Below are 21,450 nucleotides of genomic sequence, written 5' to 3'. Positions count from 1 at the left end.
AGCAGGAACGGATGAAGCCCATCGACCCACGGCTGCTGCAGCAGGTCCGCGCGGCCCGCTGGTACGTGGCACTGACGGTAGGGCTGGGGGTAGCCGCCGCCGCGCTCATCGTGGCGCAGGCCCTGCTGATCGCGGCCCTGCTGGCGCCGGTGGTGCGCGGAGACGCCACGTCCGGGCCGGCGCTGGCCTGGCCCTTCGCGGGGCTGGCGCTCGTGATCGCCGGGCGGGCGGGTATCGCGTGGGCGCAGGAACGGTACGCGCTGCGGGCCGCCGCCCGGACGATCGCCGAGCTCCGCCGCGCGGTGGTCGAGGCCTGGGCGCTGCGCGGCCCGCGGGCGGCCGGGACGACGGCCGTCGAAGCTGCGGAGGGCGGTCCCCCGGCCGGCGCTCCGGCGTCGGGCGGCGGGAACGGCGCGAGCCCGGAGGCCGAGGTCGCGACCCTCGCGACTCGCGGGCTCGACGCGCTCGAGCCGTACCTCGTGCGCTACGTGCCGCAGCTCGTGCTGACGGCGCTGCTCACGCCCGCGCTGGTCGTCGTCGTGCTGGGGCTGGACTGGGTCTCGGCGGTGATCCTGATCGTGACCCTGCCGCTCGTGCCCGTGTTCATGGTGCTCGTCGGGCGGCTGACGGCAGGGACGTCCGAGCGGCGCCTCGCCACGGTGGAACGGCTGGGCACCCAGGTGCTCGACCTGGTCGCCGGGCTGCCGACGCTGCGGGCCTTCGGGCGGTCGTTCGGCCCGGGCGAGCGGGTGCGCGCGCTCGGTGACGCCTCCCGCAGGGCGACCATGGGGACGCTGCGGGTCGCGTTCCTCTCCTCGATGGTCCTCGAGCTGCTCACGACGCTGTCGGTGGCGATCATCGCGGTCGGGGTAGGGCTGCGGCTCGTCGAGGGCGCCATGGAGCTGCAGCCCGCGATCGCGGTGCTCGTGCTCGCCCCCGAGGTGTACCTGCCGCTGCGCAGGGTGGGGGCGGAGTTCCATGCCTCGGTGGACGGGGTTGCTGCCGCGTCGCGGGCGTTCGCGCTCCTTCCTTCCGTCCGGTCGGAGGATGAGGACGTCCCCGCATCCGCAGAGGGCCTGGGTGGGAGGGTCACGAGTGGGGAGCTTGTGCTGGAGGGGGTTTCCGTGCGGGCCGTCGGGCGTGGGGTTGTCGCTCCCGCTGGGCTGACCGCGCGGATTCCGCTCGGGGCCGGGAGTGGGCGGGTCGTCGCGCTGCGCGGGCCGAGCGGGTCCGGCAAGTCGACGGCCGTGCTCGTGGCTCTAGGGCTGCTGACGCCGGACGCCGGGCGGGTCGGGCTGGTGCCGGCCGGCGGTGCGCTCCGTGACCTCGCCGACCTGTCGGCCGACGAGCGGGACGCGTGGTGGGCGGCGCTGACCTGGGTTCCGCAGCGGCCCGCTCTCCCGCCCGGGCGGCTGCGCGAGGTCGTCCTGGACGGTGCGTCTCCCGGTGCCGCACGAAGCCTCGCCGAGGCCGCCCGGCTGACCGGGCTCGATTCCGTCGTCGGCGCCCTGCCCGACGGCTGGGACACGCACGTCGGGCTCGGCGGCGTGGGGCTGTCCGTGGGGCAGCGGCAGCGCGTGGCGCTCACGTCAGCCCTGCTCGACGACGCCGCGACCAAGCCACTGGTGATCCTCGACGAGCCGACGGCGCACCTCGACGCGCGCGGCGAGCAGGGCGTGCTCGACACCGTTCGCGCCTGGCGGGACTCCGGTCGCACCGTGCTCGTCGTCGCGCACCGGGCGTCGCTGCTGGGGCTCGCGGACCAGGTCATCGACGTCCGCTCGGCGCCGGAACCTGCGACGGGCCCCGGGAGCTGCCCCGAGCCGGCACCCGCTGGGCGTTCCACGACGAACCGGGAGGCATGATGACCACCTCGACGCAGCACCTGGCCGCGGGCGGGCGCTCCGACCCGTTGCGCCGCGTCCTGCCGCTGCTGGAAGTCCGGCCGGTCAAGGTAGCGGCGGCGATCGGGTTCGGCGTCCTGGCCCTGGCCTGTGCGATCGGGCTCGCGGCCGTGGCGGCCTGGCTCGTCGCCCGGGCGTACCAGATGCCGCCGGTGCTCACCCTGTCGGTCGCCGTGGTGGCGGTGCGGGCGTTCGGGATCGGGCGCGGTGTGCTGCGTTACTGCGAGCGCCTCGCCTCCCACGACGTCGCGCTGCGTGGCATGGCCGCCCTCCGCGCCAACCTGTACGACCGCCTCGCCGCGGACGACCGCCCGGTCACCGTGCGGCGCGGCGAGCTCCTGGCGCGGATCGGCCAGGACGTGGACGACGTCGGCGACGTGGTGGTTCGCGCGCTCGTACCGGCGGGGGTCGCGGTGGTGACGTCCCTCGGTTCGGTGATCCTGCTGGGCGTGCTGCTGCCGGCGGCGGGTGTGGCGCTGGCGCTGTGCCTGGTGCTCGCCGGGATCGTGACGCCGTGGCTCGCGGCGCGGGCGGCGGCGCGAACCGAGGCGCGGGGTGCCGCGGTCCGGGGCGAGGTGACAGCACTGTCCCTCGAGGTCCTCGAGGAGTCGGCTCCGCTGCGGGTCTCCGGCCGGTTCGGCGCGCGGCTGGCGGCTCTTGACGCGGCCGACGCGCGCCTGTCCGCCATCGCCGACGACGGCGCCCGCACCTCCGGCCTGGCCGCCGCGCTGGGGGCGCTGGCGCAGGGTCTCGCGGTGCTCGCCTCGCTCACGCTCGGGATCCCGGTTGCCATGTCGGGGTCGCTGTCCGTGGAGGCGCTGTCCGTGGTCGTGCTGACTCCGCTCGCGGTGTTCGAGGCGACCGCTGGGCTCCCGGCCGCCGCGGTCCAGCTCCTGCGGTCGAGGGAGGCGGCGCGGCGGCTGCTCGAGCTGCTGCCCGCGTCCGACCCGATGTCGGCTGCGCGGGTCGCGCGGGTCGCGCGGGTCGCGCGGGTCGCGCGGGTGCCGGGTGCGGCGGAGCGGGCCGGCGCACCTGACCCGTCCGGGGAGGAGGGCACGTCCTGCCGGACCGGCGCGTCCGGCACAGCACAGGAGGCGGGCGGCGCGCTGCTCGTGCTCGACCACGTCGCCGCCGGCTGGCCCGACGCCGCCGGCTGGCCGCGTACCGCCGTCGAGGGGGTGTCCCTCGCACTGCGCCAGGGCTCGGTCGTGGCACTGGCCGGGCCGTCCGGCGCCGGGAAGACGACGCTGCTGATGACCGCCGCCGGGCTGATCCCGCCAGTAGGTGGAACCGTGTCCGCGTGGTCGGCAGAACGTCAGGAGGTCGGCATTCCGGGCTACCGATCATCTGACGTTCTGCCGACCACGCCGAGCCCTTCGGCCACGCTGTTCGTCGCCGAGGACGGGCATCTGTTCGACACCACGGTGCTGGAGAACCTGCGGGTGGCGCGCGGCGACGTCACGGCCGCCGAGGCCCGGACCGCGCTCGACGCCGTCGGGCTGGGTGCGTGGCTGGCCGCGCTTCCCGAGGGGCTCGACACGGTGGTGGGCACGGACGCAGCCGCGGTCTCGGGCGGCGAGCGTCGTCGTCTGCTGGTCGCTCGCGCGCTGCTGAGCCCCGCACAGGTCCTGCTCGTGGACGAGCCCGCCGAGCACCTGGACGGCGCTACCGCGGATGCTCTGGTGCGCACGCTGGCGGCGCACGCGCGCGCGACCGGCCGGGCGGTGCTGCTGGCGACGCACCGCCTCACACCGCTGGCTGCGGTCGACGAGGTGGTGGTGCTGGGGCACGATGCCGGCGCCGCGCACGGCGTCCCGGCCACGGTCACGGCCCGGGGCAGGCACGAGCACCTCCGCACCACCGACGCGACGTACGCCTGGTCGACCTCGCAGGAACGCTGACCGAACGAGAACGGGGTTGTGTTCCTCCAGGCGCCGATGACGAACACAACCCCGTTCTCGTCCGCCGGCCCTAGGCCGACAGCACAGCCATGGCCGCCGCCCGGCCCGGGATGCCGCTGACGCCCCCGCCGCGGCGCGCGCCAGCTCCTGCCAGCAGGACACGCGGGTGCTCGGTCTCGACGCCCCAGCGCCCGGCGTCGGCGTCGGACTCGGCGAAGGGCCAGCTGAGGTCACGGTGGAAGATGTGCCCGCCCGGCAGCCCCACGTCGCCCTCCAGGTCGACCGGGGTGCGCACCTCGAGGCAGGGGGCACCGTCGGCGTCGAGCGCGAGCACGTCCTCGATGGGCTCCGCCAGCACGGAGTCCAGCGACGCGAGCGTGGCTCGGAGCGCCCGGTCGCGAGCGCCGTCGGGATCCGTACGGAAGAGCCGCGCCGGCATGTGCAGCCCGAACAGCGTGATGGTCTGCGCGTCGGTCCCTGCGAGGGCCGGGCCGAGGATCGTCCGGTCGGTCAGGGTGTGGCAGTAGATCTCGCTCGGCGGCAGGTCGGGGATGCGCCCGGCGGCGGCCTGCGCGTGCGCGTCCTCGAGCTGGGTCAGGGACTCGTTGACGTGCAGGGTCCCGCTGAACGCGGCGACGGGGTCGACGTCGTCGCGCAGCCGGGGCAGGCGCGTGAGCAGCATGTTCACCTTGAGCTGCGCGCCCTCGGGGCCGGGCGCCGGGGGCTCGCCGCCGAGCAGCCGCTCCAGCTCGGCCGGGGCGCACCCGGCGAGCACGTGCCCGGCCGCTACGCCCCTGGCGCGCCCGTCGGCGTCGGTCCAGGCGACCTCCGCGCCCGAGGACCCGGGGTCGACGGCGGTGACGGTCGCCGAGGTGACGATCGTCGCGCCGGCGGCCACGGCGGCGTCGTGCAGGGCGCCCGAGACGGCGCCCATGCCACCCACCGGGACGTCCCAGTCGCCGGTCCCGTTGCCGATGACGTGGTAGAGGAAGCAGCGGTTCTGCCGCAGGGACGGCTCGTCGACGTCGGCGAACGTGCCGATCAGGCCGTCGGTGGCCGCGACGCCGCGCACGACGTCGTCGGCGAAGGTTCGGCGCAGCACGTCGCCGAGGGGCTCCTCGAAGAGGGCGCGCCAGGCGTCCTCCCCCACGCCGTCGACCACCCGGTCCCGGACCTCCGAGCGTGGGAGCAGCGGCTCGGTGAGCGTCGGCGCCAGCCGGCGGGCCACCTCCGCGGTCATGGCGTAGAAGCGCCCCCACGCCTCGAAGTCGGCGTCCGAGCCCGTCAGGCGGCGGAACGCGGTGCGCGTAGCGGCGGCGTCCTGGCTGTCGACGAGGAGGCCGCCCTCGCCAACCGGCGTGTAGGAGGACCAGCGCCGGCGCTTGAGGGTGATGGGGAGGCCGAGCTCCTCGACCACCCGGCGCGGCAGGAGCGAGACGAGGTAGGAGTAGCGCGACAGCCGCGCGTCCACGCCGGCGAACGGCCGGGCCGAGACGGCGGCGCCGCCCACGTGGTCCGCTCGTTCGAGGACCAGGACGGAGCGGCCGCCGCGGGCCGCGTAGGCCGCCGCGGTGAGGCCGTTGTGACCTCCGCCGACGACGACGACGTCGTACCGGGAACGCGTGGAATCAGGCATGCACGTCATAGTCCCATGGGGCACTGATTACCAGGGAGGTTCCATCACAAGTTGGTATGTGACCTAATCGTGACAATTGCTCGACGGGCAGGTACGGTCAATCTCGCCGCTCCAGCAACGGGGAGGTCCAGGCCCGGACGCCGAACCCTGTCACCGGATCTGAGCAGCTAGAACGTGACAGGGGCGGGGGAACCAAGTAAGCGGGCACGTGAGTGTCCTTGGGGTGAAGCCTTCTTGTGAGGCCGGGTGATCGCTCTCCCCATCCGAACCCGACAGCTCACTTCGTAGGCGTCCGAGGAGATCACTGGTGACCGTACTCACCGACCGTACCCATGACTGGGCGGACGACCAGGCAAACCGTTCCAGCAGCCGGGGCAGGCACCGCGCCGACGGCCCCGCACTCACCCCCTTCACCGCACTGACCCAGACCGCCGCAGAGAACGCCGCGCGAACCGGCGCCATCGCGGTCGTCACGTCCGGCATGCTGGCGTCGGTCTTCACCCAGACCGCCCACACCGCGCCCGCCGAGACGCACACCCAGACCACGCTCGCCGGCGCGACGCCGGTCAGCAACACCGTCGACTCCACGACTCGGGCCGGCTTCACCGAGAACCTCGTCACCAAGGTCAAGGTCACGCAGGACGCCGACTTCTGGGCCGAGCGCGGGCGCGTGTCCGTGACGCCGTACGCCGAGACCGAGGCCGGCATCGCCGAGGCCAAGGAGAAGGCAGAGGCCGAGGCGCGCGCCAAGGCCGAGGCCGAGGCGAAGGCAGAGGCTGAGGCGGCCGCCGCAGCAGAGGCCGCCGCCGCCGCGGAAGCGGAGGAGGCCGTAGCGGCCGAGGCGGAAGCCGTCGTCGAGACCGTCGCCGACGCGTCCGGCCTCGGCCAGCAGGCCGTCAACCTTGCCCTCGAGTACGTGGGCGTGCCCTACGTGTGGGGCGGAGCCTCCCCCAGCGGCTTCGACTGCTCCGGGCTCATCCAGTACGTCTACGGTCAGCTCGGGGTCAGCCTCCCGCACAGCTCGAGCGCGATGTCGACCGTCGGGTACCAGGTCTCCGCCGCCGAGGCCCAGCCGGGCGACATCGTGTGGACGTCGGGCCACGTCGCCCTCTACGCGGGCAACGGCATGGTCGTGGAGGCCCAGCAGCAGGGCACTCCCGTGCAGTACGGCGAGATGTGGCAGAACAACGCGGTGTTCATCCGCGTGACGGGCTGACCGCTCCTCGCGTCACCCTCCAGATCGAGCACGGGGTGTGTCCCGCCGGACTTCCGGCGCGGCACACCCCGTGCTCGTCCGTCGGGCCGGTCCGGTAACGTCCCGGGCGTGAAGATCCTCGTACCGGACGTGCCCTTCGACCTCGACTTCCCGTCCCTCCTGCCCGACGCCGGAGCCTCCTTCGCTCCCGGCGGCACCGACGTCGTCGTCACGTACGCGATGAACGACCCGATCCCCGAGGAGCACGCCGACGCCGAGGTGCTGGTCACCTGGTCCAACCCGCCAAGGGTGCTCTCCGACACCGCCCGCCGGCTGACCGGCCTGCGCTGGGTGCAGACCCTCTCGGCCGGCCCGGACGTCGCGCTGCGCTCCGGGTTCGGCCCCGACGTCGTCATCTCGTCCGGCCAGTCCCTGCACGACGACACCGTCACCGAGCACGCTCTCGCGCTGATCCTCGCGTCGGTCCGGCGAATCGACGCGACGCTGGCCGCGCAGCGGGAGCACCACTGGGCAAAGGAGATCGCGTTCGCGCAGGCCGACCCGGTCACCGGCCGCGAGTACACGCTCGACGGGGCGCGCGTGACCATCTGGGGCTTCGGGTCGATCGCCCTGCGGCTGGCACCGCTGCTGACCGCGCTCGGTGCGCAGGTCACGGGCGTCGCCTCGCGCGCGGGTCAGCGCTCCGGGTACCCGGTGGTGGCGCCCGACGGTCTGGATGCGCTGCTGACCGAGACCGACCTGCTCATCTCGCTGCTGCCCGCCGGTCCCGCCACCCGGCACGTGCTCGGCGACCGCCTGCTGGGCCTGCTGCCGCCGACGGCGCGGTTCGTCAACGTCGGCCGGGGAGCGACCGTCGACGAGGTCGCTCTCGCGGACGCGCTGCGGTCCGGACGGCTCGCGGGTGCGGCGCTCGACGTGATGGAGACCGAGCCCTTGCCTGCGGACTCCCCGCTGTGGGACGTCCCGAACCTGATCCTGACGCCGCACGTGGCGGGCGGGCGGCCGCGGGGCGCGGCCCGCTTCCTGGCCGAGCAGCTCACGGCCTGGCGCGACGGCGGTGAGCTGCGCAACGTGGCATCGCGGTAGCGCCTGGGCGGGCAGCCGCCCGCTCGCTGTGAACCAGGTCACACCGTTCAACACACCAGGTGTCCGCCGCGTATCCCCTGATGAGCACATCGCCTCCTGGAGCCTCTCCAGGAGCGGGAGCAGCAGTGCGACTCGGAACGGGAGGTGAGTGACCGTGGCTGTGCACGGTGGCCGTCTGCGGCGATCGGGCCGACGGCCCGCGCCGGACGGTTCGGAGCCCGCCGGGCTGCGGACCGAGCGGGAGGTCCAGGCCGCCTACGACCTGTACGGCGGGGAGCTGCTCGGGTTCGCGTCCAGAGCGCTGGACGACCGACAGCTCGCCGAGGACGTGGTGCAAGAGGCGTTCGTCAGTGCGTGGCGGTCGCCGCGCGGCTTCGAGGCACACCGGGGCAGCCTGCGCACCTGGCTGTTCGCCATCACGCGGAACGGGATCGTCGACGCGCTCCGGCGACGGCGGGTGCGCTGGGGGCCGGGCGGCTCGTCGTGGGACGACCTGTCCGAGCCGCCCGCGGTGCTCGACCCCGTCGACCAGCTGCTCGAGCAGATCCAGCTCGCGGAGGCGTTACGGCGGCTGAGCCCGGACCACCGCGAGGCGGTGGTCGGGGTGCACTACGGCGGCCGCACCTGCGCCGAGCTGGCGCACGAGCTGGGAGTGCCGGCATCCACCATGCGCAGCCGGCTGTACTACGGCATGCGGACGCTGCGGATGGTCCTCGAGGAGAACGGGTGGCTGGCCTCATGAACGAAGACTGCGCACGCCTGCGCCCGGTACTCGCCGAGTGCCTGTCGCTGGGGATACCGATGCCGGAGGGCCTGTCCCGGCACCTCGAACGATGCCAGGACTGTGCCCGCGAGGCGGCCGAGCTCGGCGACGTCGTCCGGACGCTGCGCAGAGCCGAACCGGCGTGGACCCGTCCGGCACCGGACGCGATGACCGAACGGCCTCCGGCCGAGCTCGGTGATCGGATCCGCCGGGCCGTGGTCCCTGCCCAGGAGGCCGCACGCCCACGGCGCCGGCGTCGGATCGCCGCCGCGCTGACCGCAGCCGCCGTCGCCGCGTCCGTCGCCGTGGCCGTCCCTCTCGCCACCTACCAGGCACCACCGCCCGTCTCGGCCGTCGCGCTGGTGCGTGACGACCCCATGGTCAGCCACCCGTGGGGGACCGAGATCCCCGTGTCCCTCTCGGGGCTCGTGCCCGGCCGGACGTACCACCTGATGGCGGTCAACGCCGACGGCGTCCAGGCGCCAGGCGGCAGCGTGCGCGCGCCGGACGACGCGCCGGTCTCCGCCCGGATGACCACCGCCATGCCCCGGGACACGATCACCGCCCTGGTTGTCGAGGACGACGAGGGGCGCGCCGTGCTGCACGTCCCTGTGGAGCCGCTCCGGGCGACCTGACGCCCTCTGCCGTCGTAACCCGATCCGACCTGCCTCGATACCGCATGCCCTGAACCGGCATGCCCAGATCCGGCGTGCCCAGATCCGGCGCCGCTCAAGACCTGCTGGAGCAAGACCTGTCAGAGCAGGACCGTCAGAACAAAGGAGAGAGCATGTTGTCAGTACGCATCGCCACGTGGCTCGTTGCGGCCGCCCTGGGGTCGGGGGCTGTGCTGACCGCGCCGTTCGGTGCCGCCGGCGTGGAGCAGGCACCGCCGCCCGCGTCGCCGCAGGAGCCGATCCCGATCTCGGGCGAGGACCGCCTCTATACCGCCGATCAGACGTCCAACACGGTCACCGTGGCGGACCCGTCCACCAACACCACGCTGGGCACGATCGCGCTCGGTGACCAGCGGCTCGGCAGCACGATGAGCCCGCAGTACCTCGGCGACGCGGGGGTGCACGGCCTGGCGACCTCGCCGGACGGCAACCGGCTTGCTGTCGTCGCCGTGTCCAGCAACACCGTCCACATCGTCGACACGGCGACCAACGAGGTGCTCAGCACCACGGACGTCGGCCGCGCCGCGCACGAGGGCAGCTTCACCACCGACGGCAAGGAGTTCTGGGTCGCGGACCGGGGCCGGGACACGGTGACGATCGTCGATGCGGTGCACGGCGGCGTCGTCGGCCGGGTGCGGGTCGGCGACGGCCCGTCGAAGGTGCTGATGAGCCCGGACGGCCGATGGGCGTACGTCAACTTCACCACCATGTCGGAGATCGCCGTGATCAACGTGCACTCCCGCAAGGTCAAGGATCGCATCACCGGCCTCGGCGACTCGTTCTCCTCCGACCAGTCGATCTCGCCGGACGGCACCGAGCTGTGGGCGGCGCACAAGCGCGTCGGCAAGGTCTCCGTCGTGGACCTGGCGCAGAGGGAAGTCACCACCGTCCTCGAGACCGGTCCCGACACCAACCACCCGCAGTTCGTCGACACCACCGACGGCAGCTACGTCTACCTGACCATGGGCGGCCTCGACGAGACCTGGGTCTACAGCCGCGGCGGTGCGGAGCCCGAGCTCGTCACCAGGATCAAGAACAGCGGGCACGCCCCGCACGGGGCGTGGCCCAGCGGTGACAGCACCCGCATGTACGTCGGCCTGGAGAAGTCCGACGGCATCGACGTCATCGACACCGCCACCCATCAGGTAGTCGACACCATCGAGACAGGACAGGAGCCGCAGGCCGTCGCCTACGCCTCGAAGGCGGCGGAGCCAGGCAGCGCGGCCAACCTCGGCACCCAGGGGCTCGGCCAGCGGGCGCACAACGTCCCCACCATCCTGCCCGACGGCACCCGTGGCGACACGCTCGACCCGGAGAAGGGCCGCGTGCTCGAGGCCACCGTCCGCCCGGTCGCCGGGCTCGACATGATCCAGATCCAGGCGCGCCGCCTCCGCCCGAACACGATGTACCAGGCGTACTCCGTGGCTGCCGACGGCAGGAAGACCCCGGTGTTCGCCTTCCAGACCGACGACAACGGCGGGACGCCGATGGCGCTGGCCTTCGCCAGCTTCGACGGGAAGAGCATCGCCATCACTCCACAGGGCGAGGTGACGCCGGTCCAGAAGGCCGCGTTCGCCGCACAGAGCGGCAGCCACGGCCACACGACGACGGCGGACGACCTCGTCTTCTGCACCTGCTGCTGACGATCCCCACCCCGATCTGAGAGGAGCACTCCCATGCTCAGCCGCACTCGACGGCACACCGTCCGCCTGATCGCCATCGCCGCGAGTGCGGCCGGAGCAGCCCTGCTCCTGGCCGGGCCCGCCCAGGCGCACGTCCAGGTCATCGCCGACGTCATCCCAGGCGAGCCAGCCCAGCTCCGGTTCCAGGTGCCCAGCGAGCTCGCCACGGCCACCACGGTCCGCATCGCGGTCGCCGTACCCCCGGAGCTGGAGGTCATGTCCGTGCCAGCCCTCGACGGCTGGACCCAGGAGACCGTCGCCGCGCCGGAGGACCAGGGCACCCAGGTGATCTGGACCGCCGACTCAGGGCACGAGATCCAGCCCGGTGAGAGCGAGACGTTCCCCGTGCGGGTCGGGCCCGTGCCCGACCAGTACTCCGTCACCTTCGATACCGAGCAGACCTACTCGGACGGCACCGTCTCCGCGTGGAACGAGGTGCCGACCGGCGACGAGGACCCCGACTTTCCGGCGCCGGTGCTCCTGATCAACCCGGAGGCAGAGCCGCCGGAGGGAACGACCCCGGCGGAGGACGCAGGACCGGCGGAGGAAGCCGTTCCGGCGGCCGGGCCGGGGGAACGGCCGACCGCGACCGCGGCGACCGAGTCGACCGAGGCTGCCGCTGAGCAGGCCGGTCCCGCCTCCGGGGTCCTGGCGGGCGTCGGCGCCGGCGTCGTGCTGGGTGGAGTCGTCACGGTCATCCTGCTCCGGCGGCGGCAGGTCGGCGCGACCGCGGCCTCCGCACACCGGACCGGCGTTCCGTCCGAGGACCGCTGAGGTCCCACGAGCCGGACGTCGACCGGAGGTAGTGGCCGCACCGAGACGCGACCACTACCTCCGGTCGGCCACTACCGGGAAGCGCTCTGTCGCGGACGGACCTGGCAGACCGGGCAGCTGAATGATGAGCGGTTCATGAACGCGTCGCGGCGCACGAGCGCACCGCAGCGGCGGCATTCCTCGTTCTCCTGCCCGTAGACCGCGAGCGAGCGGTCGAAGTACCCCGACTCCCCGTTCACGTTGACGTACAGCTCGTCGAAGCTGGTGCCGCCCTGGGCCAGCGCCTCACGCATGACCTCGGCCGCCGACTCGAGCACACGGCGCACGTCGGCGGCCCTCAGCTTGTCGGTCTGCCGCGCCCAGTGCACCTTCGCCCGCCACAGCGCCTCGTCGGCGTAGATGTTGCCCACGCCGGACACGACGGTCTGGTCGAGCAGAGCCCGCTTCACCTGGGTCCGACGTCGGCGGACCCGCCGGATCAGGTCGTCCAGGTCGAGGCCGGGGTCCAGCAGGTCACGGGCGATGTGCGCGACCGGCTCCGGCAGCAGGGGCAGGTCGGAGCCGTACCCGGCCGGGATGCTCCCCGCCACGGGCACCAGGTCCTGGACGCTCAGGTGCCCGAACGTGCGCTGGTCCACGAAGTCCAGGTAGCGCGCCCCGGAGGGGGCGTCGGTGAGGTGCAGGCGGACGCGCAGGTGCGGGTGCTGCCAGTCGTCCGTGCCCGTCGCCGGTTCCGGAACGAGCACGGCGGCAGGCCCCGGGGCGTGCGCGACGTTCACCGCGGCGCCGCGGACGAGCAGCTGGCCCGACATGCCGAGGTGCGCCAGGAGGGCCGCGGCCGGGTCGGGCTGGCGGGTGGCAGGGGTCTCGACAGGCTCGACCGACGGGGCAGGCTCGACCAGCGGCGTCGGGGCGGCGTCCGCCAGCGGCAGCCAGAGGAACTTGCCGCGGCGGACGGCGGCGCTCAGCCGCCGGCCGACGAGCTGGTCGCGGAACGAGCCCGGACCGCCGTCGTGCCGGCGGACGCTGTACTCGCGGAACACCTCGACGTCGCGCACGACCGCGCCGACCACGAGCCGGTCGAGGCCGTCCCGGACGGTCTCGACCTCGGGCAGCTCAGGCACCGGCGTCCGACGCCTTGCTCCCGGAGGTGTGCCCGGCCGCGGCCTCGCCGTCGTCCCCCGGCTTGGGGAACTTCTCCAGCAGAGCGCGGTAGGTCTCCTCGGCAGCGCCCTGCTCGGCGTGCTTCTTCGCGCTGCCGGAGCCGGAGCCGTAGGTGACGCCGTCGATCACGACGGTCGAGTGGAAGACCCGCGCGTGCTCGGGACCCTCGAAGGTCGCGATGTAGTCGGGCGAGCCCAGGCCACGCTCGGCCGAGGCCTCCTGCAGCGACGTCTTCCAGTCGAGGCCGGCGCCGAGGCCCGCCGCGACGTCGAGCGTCGGGTCGACGAGCCGGTGGACCAGCTTCCGCGACGTCTCCAGGCCGTGCGACAGATAGGTCGCGCCGATCAGGGCCTCGACCGTGTCGGAGAGGATCGAGTCCTTCTCGAAGCCGCGCGTGCGGATCTCGCCCTTGCCGAGCAGCACGTACTTGCCCAGCCCGAGGGTCCGCGCGATGGCAGCGAGAGCACGCTGCGACACCGTCGCCGCACGCATGCGCGCCAGGTCGCCCTCGGACAGGTCGGGGTGCCGCCGGAACAGCGCCTCCGTGACCACCAGCCCCAGCACCGTGTCGCCCAGGAACTCCAGGCGCTCGTTCGTGGGGATGCCGCCGGCCTCGTGCGCGAACGACCGGTGGGTCAGTGCCAGCACAAGAAGCTCGGGGTCCAGATGGACCCCGAGCTTCTCGAGCAGCGCGGTAGGTTCCGGCCTCGCCGGCGACGTCCCGCCCTTGGCCACGTCAGCCCGCGTGAACGGTCTTCAGGGCGTCGCGGTACGTGCGGCCCTTGTAGGTGCCGCACGTCGGGCACGCCGTGTGCGGCAGCTTGTTGCCCTGGCACTGCGGGCAGGTGGTGAGGGTCGCTGCGGTGGTCTTCCACTGCGAGCGACGCGCACGGGTGTTGCTGCGCGACATCTTGCGCTTCGGAACAGCCACGGCTAGCTCTCTTTCGTCTCGTCCGACACGCTCGTAGATTCGAGCATGCTCTGAAGCGCCGACCAACGAGGGTCGACTACGTCATGTTGATGACCGGGGTCGTCAGCCAGGCGCGCTCCGCACTCGGAGCACAGGCCGGGGCAGTCATCCCGGCACAGCGGTTGAAATGGTAGTGCAGTCACGACCGAATCCCGAAGCACAGGCTCCAGGTCGGCCATGTCGTCGTCGTCGAGGAGGAACTCCTCGTCCTCCGCGTCCAACTCCGTGTCGTCTGCCCCTCGCTTGGCCGACGACGCGGCCTTCTCGGGGTAGGCGAACAGCTCGGCGATCTCGACCGTGAGCTCACGGGTGATGTCGTCGAGGCAGCGGCTGCACTCGCCCTTGGCCGTGCCGCGGACAGTACCGGAGACCAGCACGCCCTCCATCACGGACTCGAGCCGAAGATCCAGCTCGAGGTCGGAACCCTCCGGGATACCGATCACAGCAGTGCCGAGATCCGACGGCGCCTGCACAGTCGCGCTGTGCGTACGCATCGATCCGGCACGCCGAGACAGCTCGTGCGTTTCGAGCACGAGCGGCGACTTCGGTACGCGGGAAATAACGGACTCCGATGAGGGCAGTGGCAGTGCACTATCCGATGAGGATGGTGAAGGGGGTGGCCGGGCGCGATATCTCGCACCATGGGCCAAGAACCAATCCTACGACATGGATGGGGCCCGACGCGCGCCCGTGCGGGGTGACAGGCCTCACGAGCCGGCGGGTGGCCGCCCCAGCGCGGACCGCAGGGCCGCCGTGACGCCCGCCGGAACCAGGTCATCGACCGGTCCGCCGTGCCGCACGATGTCCTTCACCAGCGACGACGCGACGTGCGCGTACTGCTGGTCGCCCGGCAGGAAGATCGTCTCGACGCCCGACAGGTGCCGGTTCATGAGTGCCATCGGCTGCTCGGCGTCGAAGTCGCCGCCACCCCGCAGACCCTTCACGACGGCGACCGCCCCGACCTCCCGGCAGAAGTCCACCAGCAGCCCCGGCACGACGGCGACCCGCACCCGTTCGAGCACGGGCCCCGCCTGAGCAGCGGCGTGCACTGCCACGCGCACGAGCTCGGCGCGGGTCTCCAGATCGAGCAGGCCAGATTTGCCCGGGTTCTTGGCGACGCCGACCACCACGTCGTCGAACATCGTGGCCGTGCGGCGCACGATGTCGAGGTGGCCGAGCGTGATGGGGTCGAACGACCCGGGACAGACGACGGTGGTCACGCGCCCACGCTATCCGACGGCCCTGTGCTGGGCGGCCCGGCGCCAGCCGGCTCCGCACCGGAGGGCTCCGCGTAGTAGACCGCCGTCTCCCCGTAGTCCTTGCGCGCGAACGCGGCAAGACCGGCCGGCCAGGCCGGCTCGGGAGTGCGGACCGAGCGCTCGACGACCACGACGGCGTCGTCGGCCAGGACGCCCGGCGTGGCCAGGTGCGTCAGCACGGTGGCGAGCGTGTTCTCGTCGAGGTCGTAGGGCGGGTCGAGGAAGACCAGGTCCAGCGCCGGCGTCGGGCCGGGTGCCGCGGCGGAGCCTGCACGTGGGCTCGCGCCCGCGAGCGCCGCCGCGAACCGTTCGGCGGTCTCGGTGACGACGCGTACCGCGGTCAGCTTCAGCGCGGCGACGTTCTTGCGCGCGACGTCGGCAGCGGGACGAGCGCTGTCCACGAGGGTCACCGACGCAGCGCCACGGCTGGCGGCCTCCAGCCCGAGCGCGCCGGAGCCCGCGTAGAGGTCGAGCACACGGGCGCCGTCGAGCACGCCGAGGTGGGTCAGCCGGGAGAAGATCGCCTCCCGGACGCGGTCACTCGTGGGTCGGGTGCCCTTGGGCGGCACCGCGATGGTGCGGCCGCCCAGGAAGCCCGCGACGATCCTGGTCACGCCCGCGAGCCTAACGCGCAGACCAGACCCGGCACGCCATCCCGGGGCGAGCTCCCGCCCGACTGCAGACTTGGTCGGTGTCCGTGGCCGCAGCTGAGTCTGCAGCCGCGCCGGCATGCAGCTCACGACCAGGGCGTATCGACGTGCGCGACGAGCGGCAGGTGGTCACTGCCCGTCCGACCGAGAGCACGCACCTCGGTGACGGTGGCGCCGCGCGCGAGCACGTGATCGATCTGGGCGACCGGGAACACCTCCGGGTAGGTGAGCTCGAAGCCGGTGGCCGGGGCGGTGACGAGGTTGGTGAGGGGCGCCATCGCGCCGTCCGCCAGGACCCCGTTCAGGTCTCCCGAGACGATGACCGTGTCGTGCCGCTCGGCGTTGACCGCGTCCGCCAGCTGCAGCGCGCTCGTGTTCCGGAGCTCCGTCTGGAACCCGCCGCTACCCAGCCGGACCGAGGGCAGGTGGGCCGCGAACAGCGCGACCGGCGCTCCGTCCCGCTGGATCACGACGCGCAAGCAGCGGTCCCAGCTGGCGTCGATTCCCTCGGGCCGGATGTCCACGGCCGTCGCGCCCTTGAGCGGGTACCTGGACCAGACGCCGACGGTGCCCTGCGTCTCGTGGTGCGGCAGCACGTCGCCGAACGCCCGCGTGTACTTCTCGGCCGTCGCGTCCGAGACCTCGGTGAGCGTCACGACGTCCGGCTCCGCCGCGAGGAGCACCTCCGCGGTGCCCGCCACTTCGGTGTTGGTGTCGCTGACGTTGTGCTGGACCACGGTCAGGTCGCCGGGCTCCGGGACGACGGGGCGCAGCTGGGGCAGGAAGACCCAGATCCAGGCGGCGAGCGGCAGCAGGACGGCGAGGATGGCGAGCGCCGACCGGCGCAGCAGCGCCGCGAGGATCCCCAGCGGCACCGCCAGGCCGAGCCATGGCAGGAACGTCTGGACGAGGCTGCCGAGGTTTCCCCAGCGGTTGGGCACAAGATCGTGGGCAACCAGCAATGCGGCGACCGCGACGGAACCGAGCGCAAGGAGCCTCCCGCGCTGCCAGGCAGTCTTCGCCGGCCCGCCGGTGTGGATCGCATGCTTCGCGTCGACCGTCACGGGCCGTGACCCTATCGGTTGCGCCTTTCGGACGTAAGGCGTGGGTCATCCCTTTCACCCCGCGTGATTTCACCCTGCCGAATCTCGGCGGCCGTTCGCCGGGAGCTCTGCACGCCCGTTCGAGTCACGCCCGTTCGAGGAACTCCTCCTGATCCTCGTCGAGCTGGGCACGGATCGCTTTCGCCAGCTCCGGGAACTCCGTCAGGTCGGGGGAAGCCCGCACGACGTCGACGGCGGCGGTGCGTGCCTCCTCGATGAGGCCGGCGTCCTTGACCACCCGCAGCAGGCGCAGGGAGCTGGTCCGGCCCGACTGTGCGGCGCCGAGCACGTCGCCCTCGCTCCGCAGCTCCAGGTCGAGGTTCGCGAGCTTGAAGCCGTCGGTGGTCTGGGTCATCGCCTCCAGCCGGGCATAGGCCGGTGTACCCGGCTCGGCGTCGGACACCAGGAGGCACAGGCCCGGGTCGGTGCCTCGCCCCACGCGCCCGCGCAGCTGGTGCAGCTGAGAGATGCCGAACCGGTCGGCGTCGAAGATCACCATGGCCGTGGCCTCAGGGACGTCGACGCCCACCTCGATCACGGTGGTGGCGACCAGGACCGGCACCTCTCCGGAGGCGAACCGGGCCATGGCCTCCTCCTTCTGGTCGGCCGGCAGCTGCCCGTGCAGCATGCCGATATCGATGCCTGCCAGCTCGGGCCGCGAGCGCAGCTCCTCGACGACCTCGAGCACGGCGCGCAGCGGCGGCCGGTCGGCGGCGCCCTCGGCGGCAGGTCCGGAGGGGTCGAGGAACTCCGGTACCTCGTCGAAGTCCTTGGCGGCTGTCCTGGTCTCCTCGTCCGGGTGGATCCGCGCACACACGACGTAGGCGCGGCGGCCCGCGTCGACCTCCTCGCGGACCCGGGCCCAGGTGCGGTCCGTCCAGCGGGTGTTGCGGGCGGGGACCGCGACGGTGGTGATGCCCGCGCGCCCGGCCGGCACCTCGGTGAGGGACGACGTCTCCAGGTCGCCGAAGACCGTCATCGCCACGGTGCGCGGGATGGGCGTGGCCGTCATGACCAGCAGGTGCGGGGACACCCGCCCCTTGGCCCGCAGGGCGTCCCGCTGCTCGACTCCGAAGCGGTGCTGCTCGTCCACCACCACAAGGCCCAGGTCGGCGAACTGCACCTGCTCCGACAGGAGCGCGTGCGTGCCGACCACGATCCCGGCCTCGCCGCTCGCTGCCTGGAGCAGGGCCGCCTTGCGGGCCTTCGCGCCGAGCGAGCCGGTGAGCAGCGCTATCCGGGTGCTCGCGCCGGCATGCTCCGCCCCGAACAGGGTGCCGCCCTCGGCCAGCGGGCCCAGCAGCGCACGCAGGGTCCTGGCGTGCTGCGCGGCGAGCACCTCGGTGGGTGCGAGCAGGGCGGCCTGACCGCCGGCGTCGACGACCTGCAGCATGGCGCGGAGCGCGACCACCGTCTTTCCGCTGCCGACCTCGCCCTGCAGCAGCCGGTGCATCGGGCGCGGGTCGGCGAGCTCGGTGGCTATCTCGTCACCCACCGCACGCTGACCGTCGGTGAGCACGAACGGGAGGGAGGCGTCGAAGTCGGCGAGGAGGCTCGGCTTCCCCTTGGCCAGCGGCGGGCGGGCGGTGGCGTCCTCCGCGGCGGTGCGGGCACGGCGCTGTGCGAGCGCAGCCTGCAGCACGAACGCCTCCTCGAACCGCATCCGGTGCTGCGCGCGGTAGGCCTCTTTCACGGTCGCCGGCCGGTGCAGGCTGCGCAGCGCGGCGGCCCGCCCGGGCATCCCCTGGCGTTCCCGTACCTCGTCGGGCACCGGGTCCGGCACGTCGTCGTCGGTCAGCGTGTCGAGGACCACGCGCAACGCACCCTGGATCTTCCAGCTCGGGATACCCGCGGCTGCCGGGTAGATCGGGATGGGCTTGGTCGCGTGCTCGAGGAGCGCCTCGTCGCTGTCGAGGTCGGACTCCTCCCCCATGAGCGTGAAGTCCGGGTGGGTGAGCTGCCGCGCGCCCCTGTACAGGCCGACGGTTCCCGTGAACAGGCCCGTCGCGCCCGGGACCAGGCGCTTCTCGTGGTTGAAGAGCGAGCCGCGGTGCTTGCCGAAGAACGTGAGGGACAGCCGGCTGTTGCCGTCCGTCACCACCACCTCCATGAGCGCGCCCTTGCGGTTCCGCATGGGGCGGACGGTCGCCTGCTCCACCCGGGCCAGGATCGTCACGTGCTCACCCACCTCGAGCGCCGCGATGTCCGAGAGCGCTCCCGGGTCGGCGTACCGGCGGGGATAGTGGCCCAGCAGGTCTCCGACGGTCCGCAGGCCGAGCTTGCCGAGGGCGGTCGCCGTCCGCTTGTCGAAGGCGCGCTCCAGCCGCTCGTCCACCCGTTCGGTCATGCGTCCTCCTCCGTACCCAGGTGCACCCTGTCGCCCGGGCGGCCGGTCGACAGGACGACGAGCTCTGCCTCCGGCGCACGCTCGGCGAGCGCGGCGGCGAGCCGGCCGGACAGGCCGTCCGGGACGTCCCCGTCGAGCAGCGCCGTCGCCAGGGTGGTCGCCGGGCCCGCCGCGTCCCGCAGGGCCTCGACCGCGGCGGCTCCCTTGGCCTCCACCACGGTCAGCGCGGCGAGCGCCTGGTCCACTATCGCGCGGGCGTCGACGGAGGGCGAGGCGGACCCGTCCGGCGGCCCGTCCGGCAGCCCGACCGGCAGCAGCGTCCCGAGGGCGGCCAGTGCCACGACGGCGTGCAGGTCGGTGGGTGCCTGCACCGCGACCACCTCGTCGACGTCGAGCTGCGCCTCACCCCCCGCTCCCGCGTCCGGTACCCCGAGCAGCAGTACCCGCCGGGCTCCGGTCGACGCGGCGGCACGGCCGACGTCCTCGGCGGTCAGGGCCTCGACCGTGCTGCCGAGCCCGCCCGTGAGGAGCACGACGGCGCCCGCGTGCGCGAGCTCCGCCGCCAGGCCGGGAGCCGACGTCGCGGCGACGACGCCCCACTCGTGCTGGTGCACGGCTTCGAGGTGGCGCACGTGCACCTGGGCCAGCGAGCCCTCCCGGGCGGCCTTCGCCGCGATCGTGAGCGCCCGGTCGAGGTGGTCGGTGTGCACGTGGGCCTGCCAGACGGCGGTGCCGGTGCCTGCGTCCCCGCCGACCACGACCACCGAGTCGCCGACCTCTCCGAGCGCTGCCCGCAGCCCGGCCGCCACGGCCTCCGCCGCGGCCGAGGCCGGCGCGGCGAGCACGAACATCAGCTCGAGACCGCCCGTGCCGCCCTCTACGCCGTGCGGCCCGACGTCAGGCGTCTCGGTCACGGGCGGCGGCGCGCCGGCGTCGAGCAGCTGGTCCAGGTTCACGGCGTCCATGCTGCCGTCCGCCACTGACACTCCCCCTGACGCTTCCCCTGCCGCGGCGACGACCAGGGCATCGAGCACGAGGACCAGCCCGAGGGCTCCGGCGTCGAGCACGCCTGCCACGCGCAGGGCGTCGAGCTCGTCGCGGCTCGCACGCGCCGCGGTGCGCGCGGCGGCCGCGGCAGCGGTCACGACCGGCAGCGGACCGGCCGTGCCCACCGAGCCTGGCCCCGCGTCGCGCTCCAGGGAGCTCTCGGCGGCCCGCGCCGCGGCGGCAGCGGCGTCGGCCGCCGTGAGGATCGTGCCCTCGGCCGGCCGCGCCACCGCTGACCTGGCCGACGTCGCCGCCCGCGTGAACAGCTCCGCCGTGCCCGCCCCACGGCGCGCCGCTACCGCCAGCCCGCGGAGCCACTCGCTGAGGATCACGCCGGAGTTGCCCCGCGCGCCCAGCAGGGCGGCCCTGGCGAGGGTCGCCAGCAGCTGCGTACCGGTCGCCCCGGAGGGCGCACCGGCAACCGCACGGTCCCCCTCACGGAACGTCAGGTAGAGGTTGGTGCCGGTGTCGGCGTCCGCCACCGGGAAGACGTTGACCCGGTCGATCGCGGCCCGCTCCCTGCGCAGGGCCGCTGTCGCCCCACGGGTCCAGGCGCGCACCAGGCCCGGGTCCTCGAGGCGGACACCGGCCCGGGATGGCTCCGGTCCGGAACCGGTCGTCCGGCTGCCGCTGTCGACGTCGGTCACGTTCTGCCCTCCTGCACGTGGCTGCACAGCTGACCGGGCGCCCGCCCGGACGGATCCACCGTACCGAGCGACCGAGGCGATCGCGTGCGGCTGTCCACAGGCCTGACCAGGCGGCACAGGTGGGCCGACCCTGGTGTGACGCACCACCCGACGGCTACGGTTTGAGGGCCCGGCCCGGGATCGGGTACTCTGTGGAAGTTGCCTGGCCCGCTAAGTAGCGTTGCTTGCTCTGAAGCGTCTAGGCTCCCCCTTTTTTGACCATCCATCACGTCGTGCTGTCGTTTCTGCACAGGCGTGCACGACATTCAGGAGACACCGTGGCTGCCAACTGCGACGTCTGCGGCAAGGGCCCCGGCTTCGGGCACTCTGTTTCGCACTCTCACATCCGCACCAAGCGCCGCTGGAACCCGAACATCCAGCGCGTCCGTGCGATCGTGGGCGGGACTCCGAAGCGCGTCAACGTGTGCACCTCCTGCCTCAAGGCCGGCAAGGTCACGCGCAAGGTCTCGGCCTGACGCTGCCGCAGCCGGGTCGCTGACGCGACCCGTAATGCTTGATGAAGACGCCTGCCGGGCTTGTTCCGGCGGGCGTCTTCGGCGTTCCTGAACATTCATCTCGAACCAAAGA

The 21,450-nt window shown here is 73.2% G+C and carries 19 protein-coding genes and 1 riboswitch; of the genes, 9 read left to right on the top strand and 10 right to left on the bottom strand.

Translation table 11 applies throughout. The features are described 5' to 3' along the window. Positions 1-11 precede the first annotated feature (11 nt). Both cydD and cydC read left to right on the top strand, forming a co-directional pair. Positions 12-1,865, top strand: coding sequence for a thiol reductant ABC exporter subunit CydD (cydD, locus tag APR04_RS00320; RefSeq protein WP_253867046.1), 1,854 nt, complete (start codon positions 12-14; stop codon positions 1,863-1,865). Continuing rightward, entirely contained in the window at positions 1,865-3,805 is a 1,941-nt protein-coding gene (cydC, locus tag APR04_RS00315) for a thiol reductant ABC exporter subunit CydC (RefSeq protein WP_253867045.1), read from the top strand. The genes cydD and cydC overlap by 1 nt, the downstream gene beginning before the upstream one ends. Before the next feature lie 70 nt (positions 3,806-3,875). On the opposite strand, the gene APR04_RS00310 is transcribed toward cydC, so the two are convergent. Next, positions 3,876-5,441 carry a phytoene desaturase family protein gene (locus APR04_RS00310; protein ID WP_372496033.1) on the bottom strand — a complete coding sequence of 522 codons (1,566 nt, stop codon included), beginning with the start codon at positions 5,439-5,441 and terminating at the stop codon, positions 3,876-3,878. A 155-nt stretch (positions 5,442-5,596) separates the two neighbouring features. Further along, positions 5,597-5,747, top strand: a riboswitch (cyclic di-AMP (ydaO/yuaA leader). A gap of 1 nt (position 5,748) precedes the next feature. On the opposite strand from APR04_RS00310, the gene APR04_RS00305 reads away from it, so the two are divergent. The 6 genes from APR04_RS00305 to APR04_RS00280 all read left to right on the top strand — a co-directional run bounded on the left by APR04_RS00305 (position 5,749) and on the right by APR04_RS00280 (position 11,636). Next, positions 5,749-6,657 carry a C40 family peptidase gene (locus APR04_RS00305; protein ID WP_253867042.1) on the top strand — a complete coding sequence of 303 codons (909 nt, stop codon included), beginning with the start codon at positions 5,749-5,751 and terminating at the stop codon, positions 6,655-6,657. A gap of 108 nt (positions 6,658-6,765) precedes the next feature. Continuing rightward, positions 6,766-7,743 carry an NAD(P)-dependent oxidoreductase gene (locus APR04_RS00300; protein ID WP_253867041.1) on the top strand — a complete coding sequence of 326 codons (978 nt, stop codon included), beginning with the start codon at positions 6,766-6,768 and terminating at the stop codon, positions 7,741-7,743. A gap of 154 nt (positions 7,744-7,897) precedes the next feature. Further along, on the top strand, positions 7,898-8,485 hold the full coding sequence (locus APR04_RS00295) for a sigma-70 family RNA polymerase sigma factor (protein WP_253867040.1): 588 nt from the start codon (positions 7,898-7,900) through the stop codon (positions 8,483-8,485). Further along, entirely contained in the window at positions 8,482-9,141 is a 660-nt protein-coding gene (locus APR04_RS00290; protein ID WP_253867038.1) for an anti-sigma factor, read from the top strand. The genes APR04_RS00295 and APR04_RS00290 overlap by 4 nt, the downstream gene beginning before the upstream one ends. A 152-nt stretch (positions 9,142-9,293) precedes the next feature. Beyond that, positions 9,294-10,823: a YVTN family beta-propeller repeat protein gene (locus tag APR04_RS00285; RefSeq protein WP_253867036.1), complete on the top strand. Its 1,530-nt coding sequence runs from the start codon at positions 9,294-9,296 to the stop codon at positions 10,821-10,823. A 33-nt stretch (positions 10,824-10,856) separates the two neighbouring features. After that, on the top strand, positions 10,857-11,636 hold the full coding sequence (locus APR04_RS00280) for a DUF1775 domain-containing protein (RefSeq protein ID WP_253867035.1): 780 nt from the start codon (positions 10,857-10,859) through the stop codon (positions 11,634-11,636). 71 nt (positions 11,637-11,707) lie between these two features. Here the strand turns inward: APR04_RS00280 and mutM are convergent, their stop codons facing one another. The 9 genes from mutM to APR04_RS00235 all read right to left on the bottom strand — a co-directional run bounded on the left by mutM (position 11,708) and on the right by APR04_RS00235 (position 20,823). Beyond that, complete coding sequence (gene mutM / locus APR04_RS00275) at positions 11,708-12,760, bottom strand: bifunctional DNA-formamidopyrimidine glycosylase/DNA-(apurinic or apyrimidinic site) lyase (protein ID WP_253867033.1); 1,053 nt, start codon at positions 12,758-12,760, stop codon at positions 11,708-11,710. After that, on the bottom strand, positions 12,753-13,535 hold the full coding sequence (gene rnc, locus APR04_RS00270) for a ribonuclease III (protein ID WP_253867022.1): 783 nt from the start codon (positions 13,533-13,535) through the stop codon (positions 12,753-12,755). The genes mutM and rnc overlap by 8 nt, the downstream gene beginning before the upstream one ends. Position 13,536: 1 nt before the next feature. Continuing rightward, entirely contained in the window at positions 13,537-13,731 is a 195-nt protein-coding gene (rpmF, locus tag APR04_RS00265; RefSeq protein WP_108495103.1) for a 50S ribosomal protein L32, read from the bottom strand. A gap of 2 nt (positions 13,732-13,733) precedes the next feature. Next, positions 13,734-14,303, bottom strand: coding sequence for a YceD family protein (locus APR04_RS00260; RefSeq protein ID WP_253867966.1), 570 nt, complete (start codon positions 14,301-14,303; stop codon positions 13,734-13,736). Positions 14,304-14,477: 174 nt separating this feature from the next. After that, the gene (coaD, locus tag APR04_RS00255; protein WP_253867015.1) at positions 14,478-14,990 is read right to left on the bottom strand and encodes a pantetheine-phosphate adenylyltransferase; all 513 of its coding nucleotides are present in this window, start codon (positions 14,988-14,990) and stop codon (positions 14,478-14,480) included. Next, positions 14,987-15,643 (bottom strand): 16S rRNA (guanine(966)-N(2))-methyltransferase RsmD, encoded by a 657-nt coding sequence (rsmD, locus tag APR04_RS00250; protein ID WP_253867008.1) that lies wholly within the window; start codon positions 15,641-15,643, stop codon positions 14,987-14,989. The genes coaD and rsmD overlap by 4 nt, the downstream gene beginning before the upstream one ends. A 122-nt stretch (positions 15,644-15,765) precedes the next feature. Next, entirely contained in the window at positions 15,766-16,743 is a 978-nt protein-coding gene (locus tag APR04_RS00245; protein ID WP_253867002.1) for an endonuclease/exonuclease/phosphatase family protein, read from the bottom strand. 124 nt (positions 16,744-16,867) lie between these two features. Then, complete coding sequence (locus APR04_RS00240) at positions 16,868-19,129, bottom strand: ATP-dependent DNA helicase RecG (RefSeq protein WP_253866995.1); 2,262 nt, start codon at positions 19,127-19,129, stop codon at positions 16,868-16,870. Continuing rightward, on the bottom strand, positions 19,126-20,823 hold the full coding sequence (locus APR04_RS00235) for a DAK2 domain-containing protein (protein WP_253866994.1): 1,698 nt from the start codon (positions 20,821-20,823) through the stop codon (positions 19,126-19,128). The genes APR04_RS00240 and APR04_RS00235 overlap by 4 nt, the downstream gene beginning before the upstream one ends. A gap of 317 nt (positions 20,824-21,140) precedes the next feature. Between APR04_RS00235 and rpmB the strand changes: the two genes are divergently transcribed. Beyond that, complete coding sequence (rpmB, locus tag APR04_RS00230; RefSeq protein WP_119143026.1) at positions 21,141-21,338, top strand: 50S ribosomal protein L28; 198 nt, start codon at positions 21,141-21,143, stop codon at positions 21,336-21,338. The last annotated feature ends 112 nt before the right edge of the window (positions 21,339-21,450 follow it).

It is taken from the genome of Promicromonospora umidemergens (genome assembly GCF_024171995.1).
Taxonomy (GTDB): Bacteria; Actinomycetota; Actinomycetes; order Actinomycetales; family Cellulomonadaceae; genus Promicromonospora; species Promicromonospora umidemergens.
The sequence above is the reverse complement of the archived record's forward strand: the minus strand, read 5'-3'. Positions and strand labels throughout refer to the sequence as shown.

Bases quoted from the DNA above. Each gene is read 5' to 3' on its own strand.
- APR04_RS00310 (WP_372496033.1), bottom strand. From the start codon at position 5,441: ATGCCTGATTCCACGCGTTCCCGGTACGACGTCGTCGTCGTCGGCGGA.
- cydD (WP_253867046.1), top strand. From the start codon at position 12: ATGAAGCCCATCGACCCACGGCTGCTGCAGCAGGTCCGCGCGGCCCGC.
- APR04_RS00285 (WP_253867036.1), top strand. From the start codon at position 9,294: ATGTTGTCAGTACGCATCGCCACGTGGCTCGTTGCGGCCGCCCTGGGG.
- APR04_RS00240 (WP_253866995.1), bottom strand. From the start codon at position 19,129: ATGACCGAACGGGTGGACGAGCGGCTGGAGCGCGCCTTCGACAAGCGG.
- APR04_RS00280 (WP_253867035.1), top strand. From the start codon at position 10,857: ATGCTCAGCCGCACTCGACGGCACACCGTCCGCCTGATCGCCATCGCC.
- cydC (WP_253867045.1), top strand. From the start codon at position 1,865: ATGACCACCTCGACGCAGCACCTGGCCGCGGGCGGGCGCTCCGACCCG.
- APR04_RS00290 (WP_253867038.1), top strand. From the start codon at position 8,482: ATGAACGAAGACTGCGCACGCCTGCGCCCGGTACTCGCCGAGTGCCTG.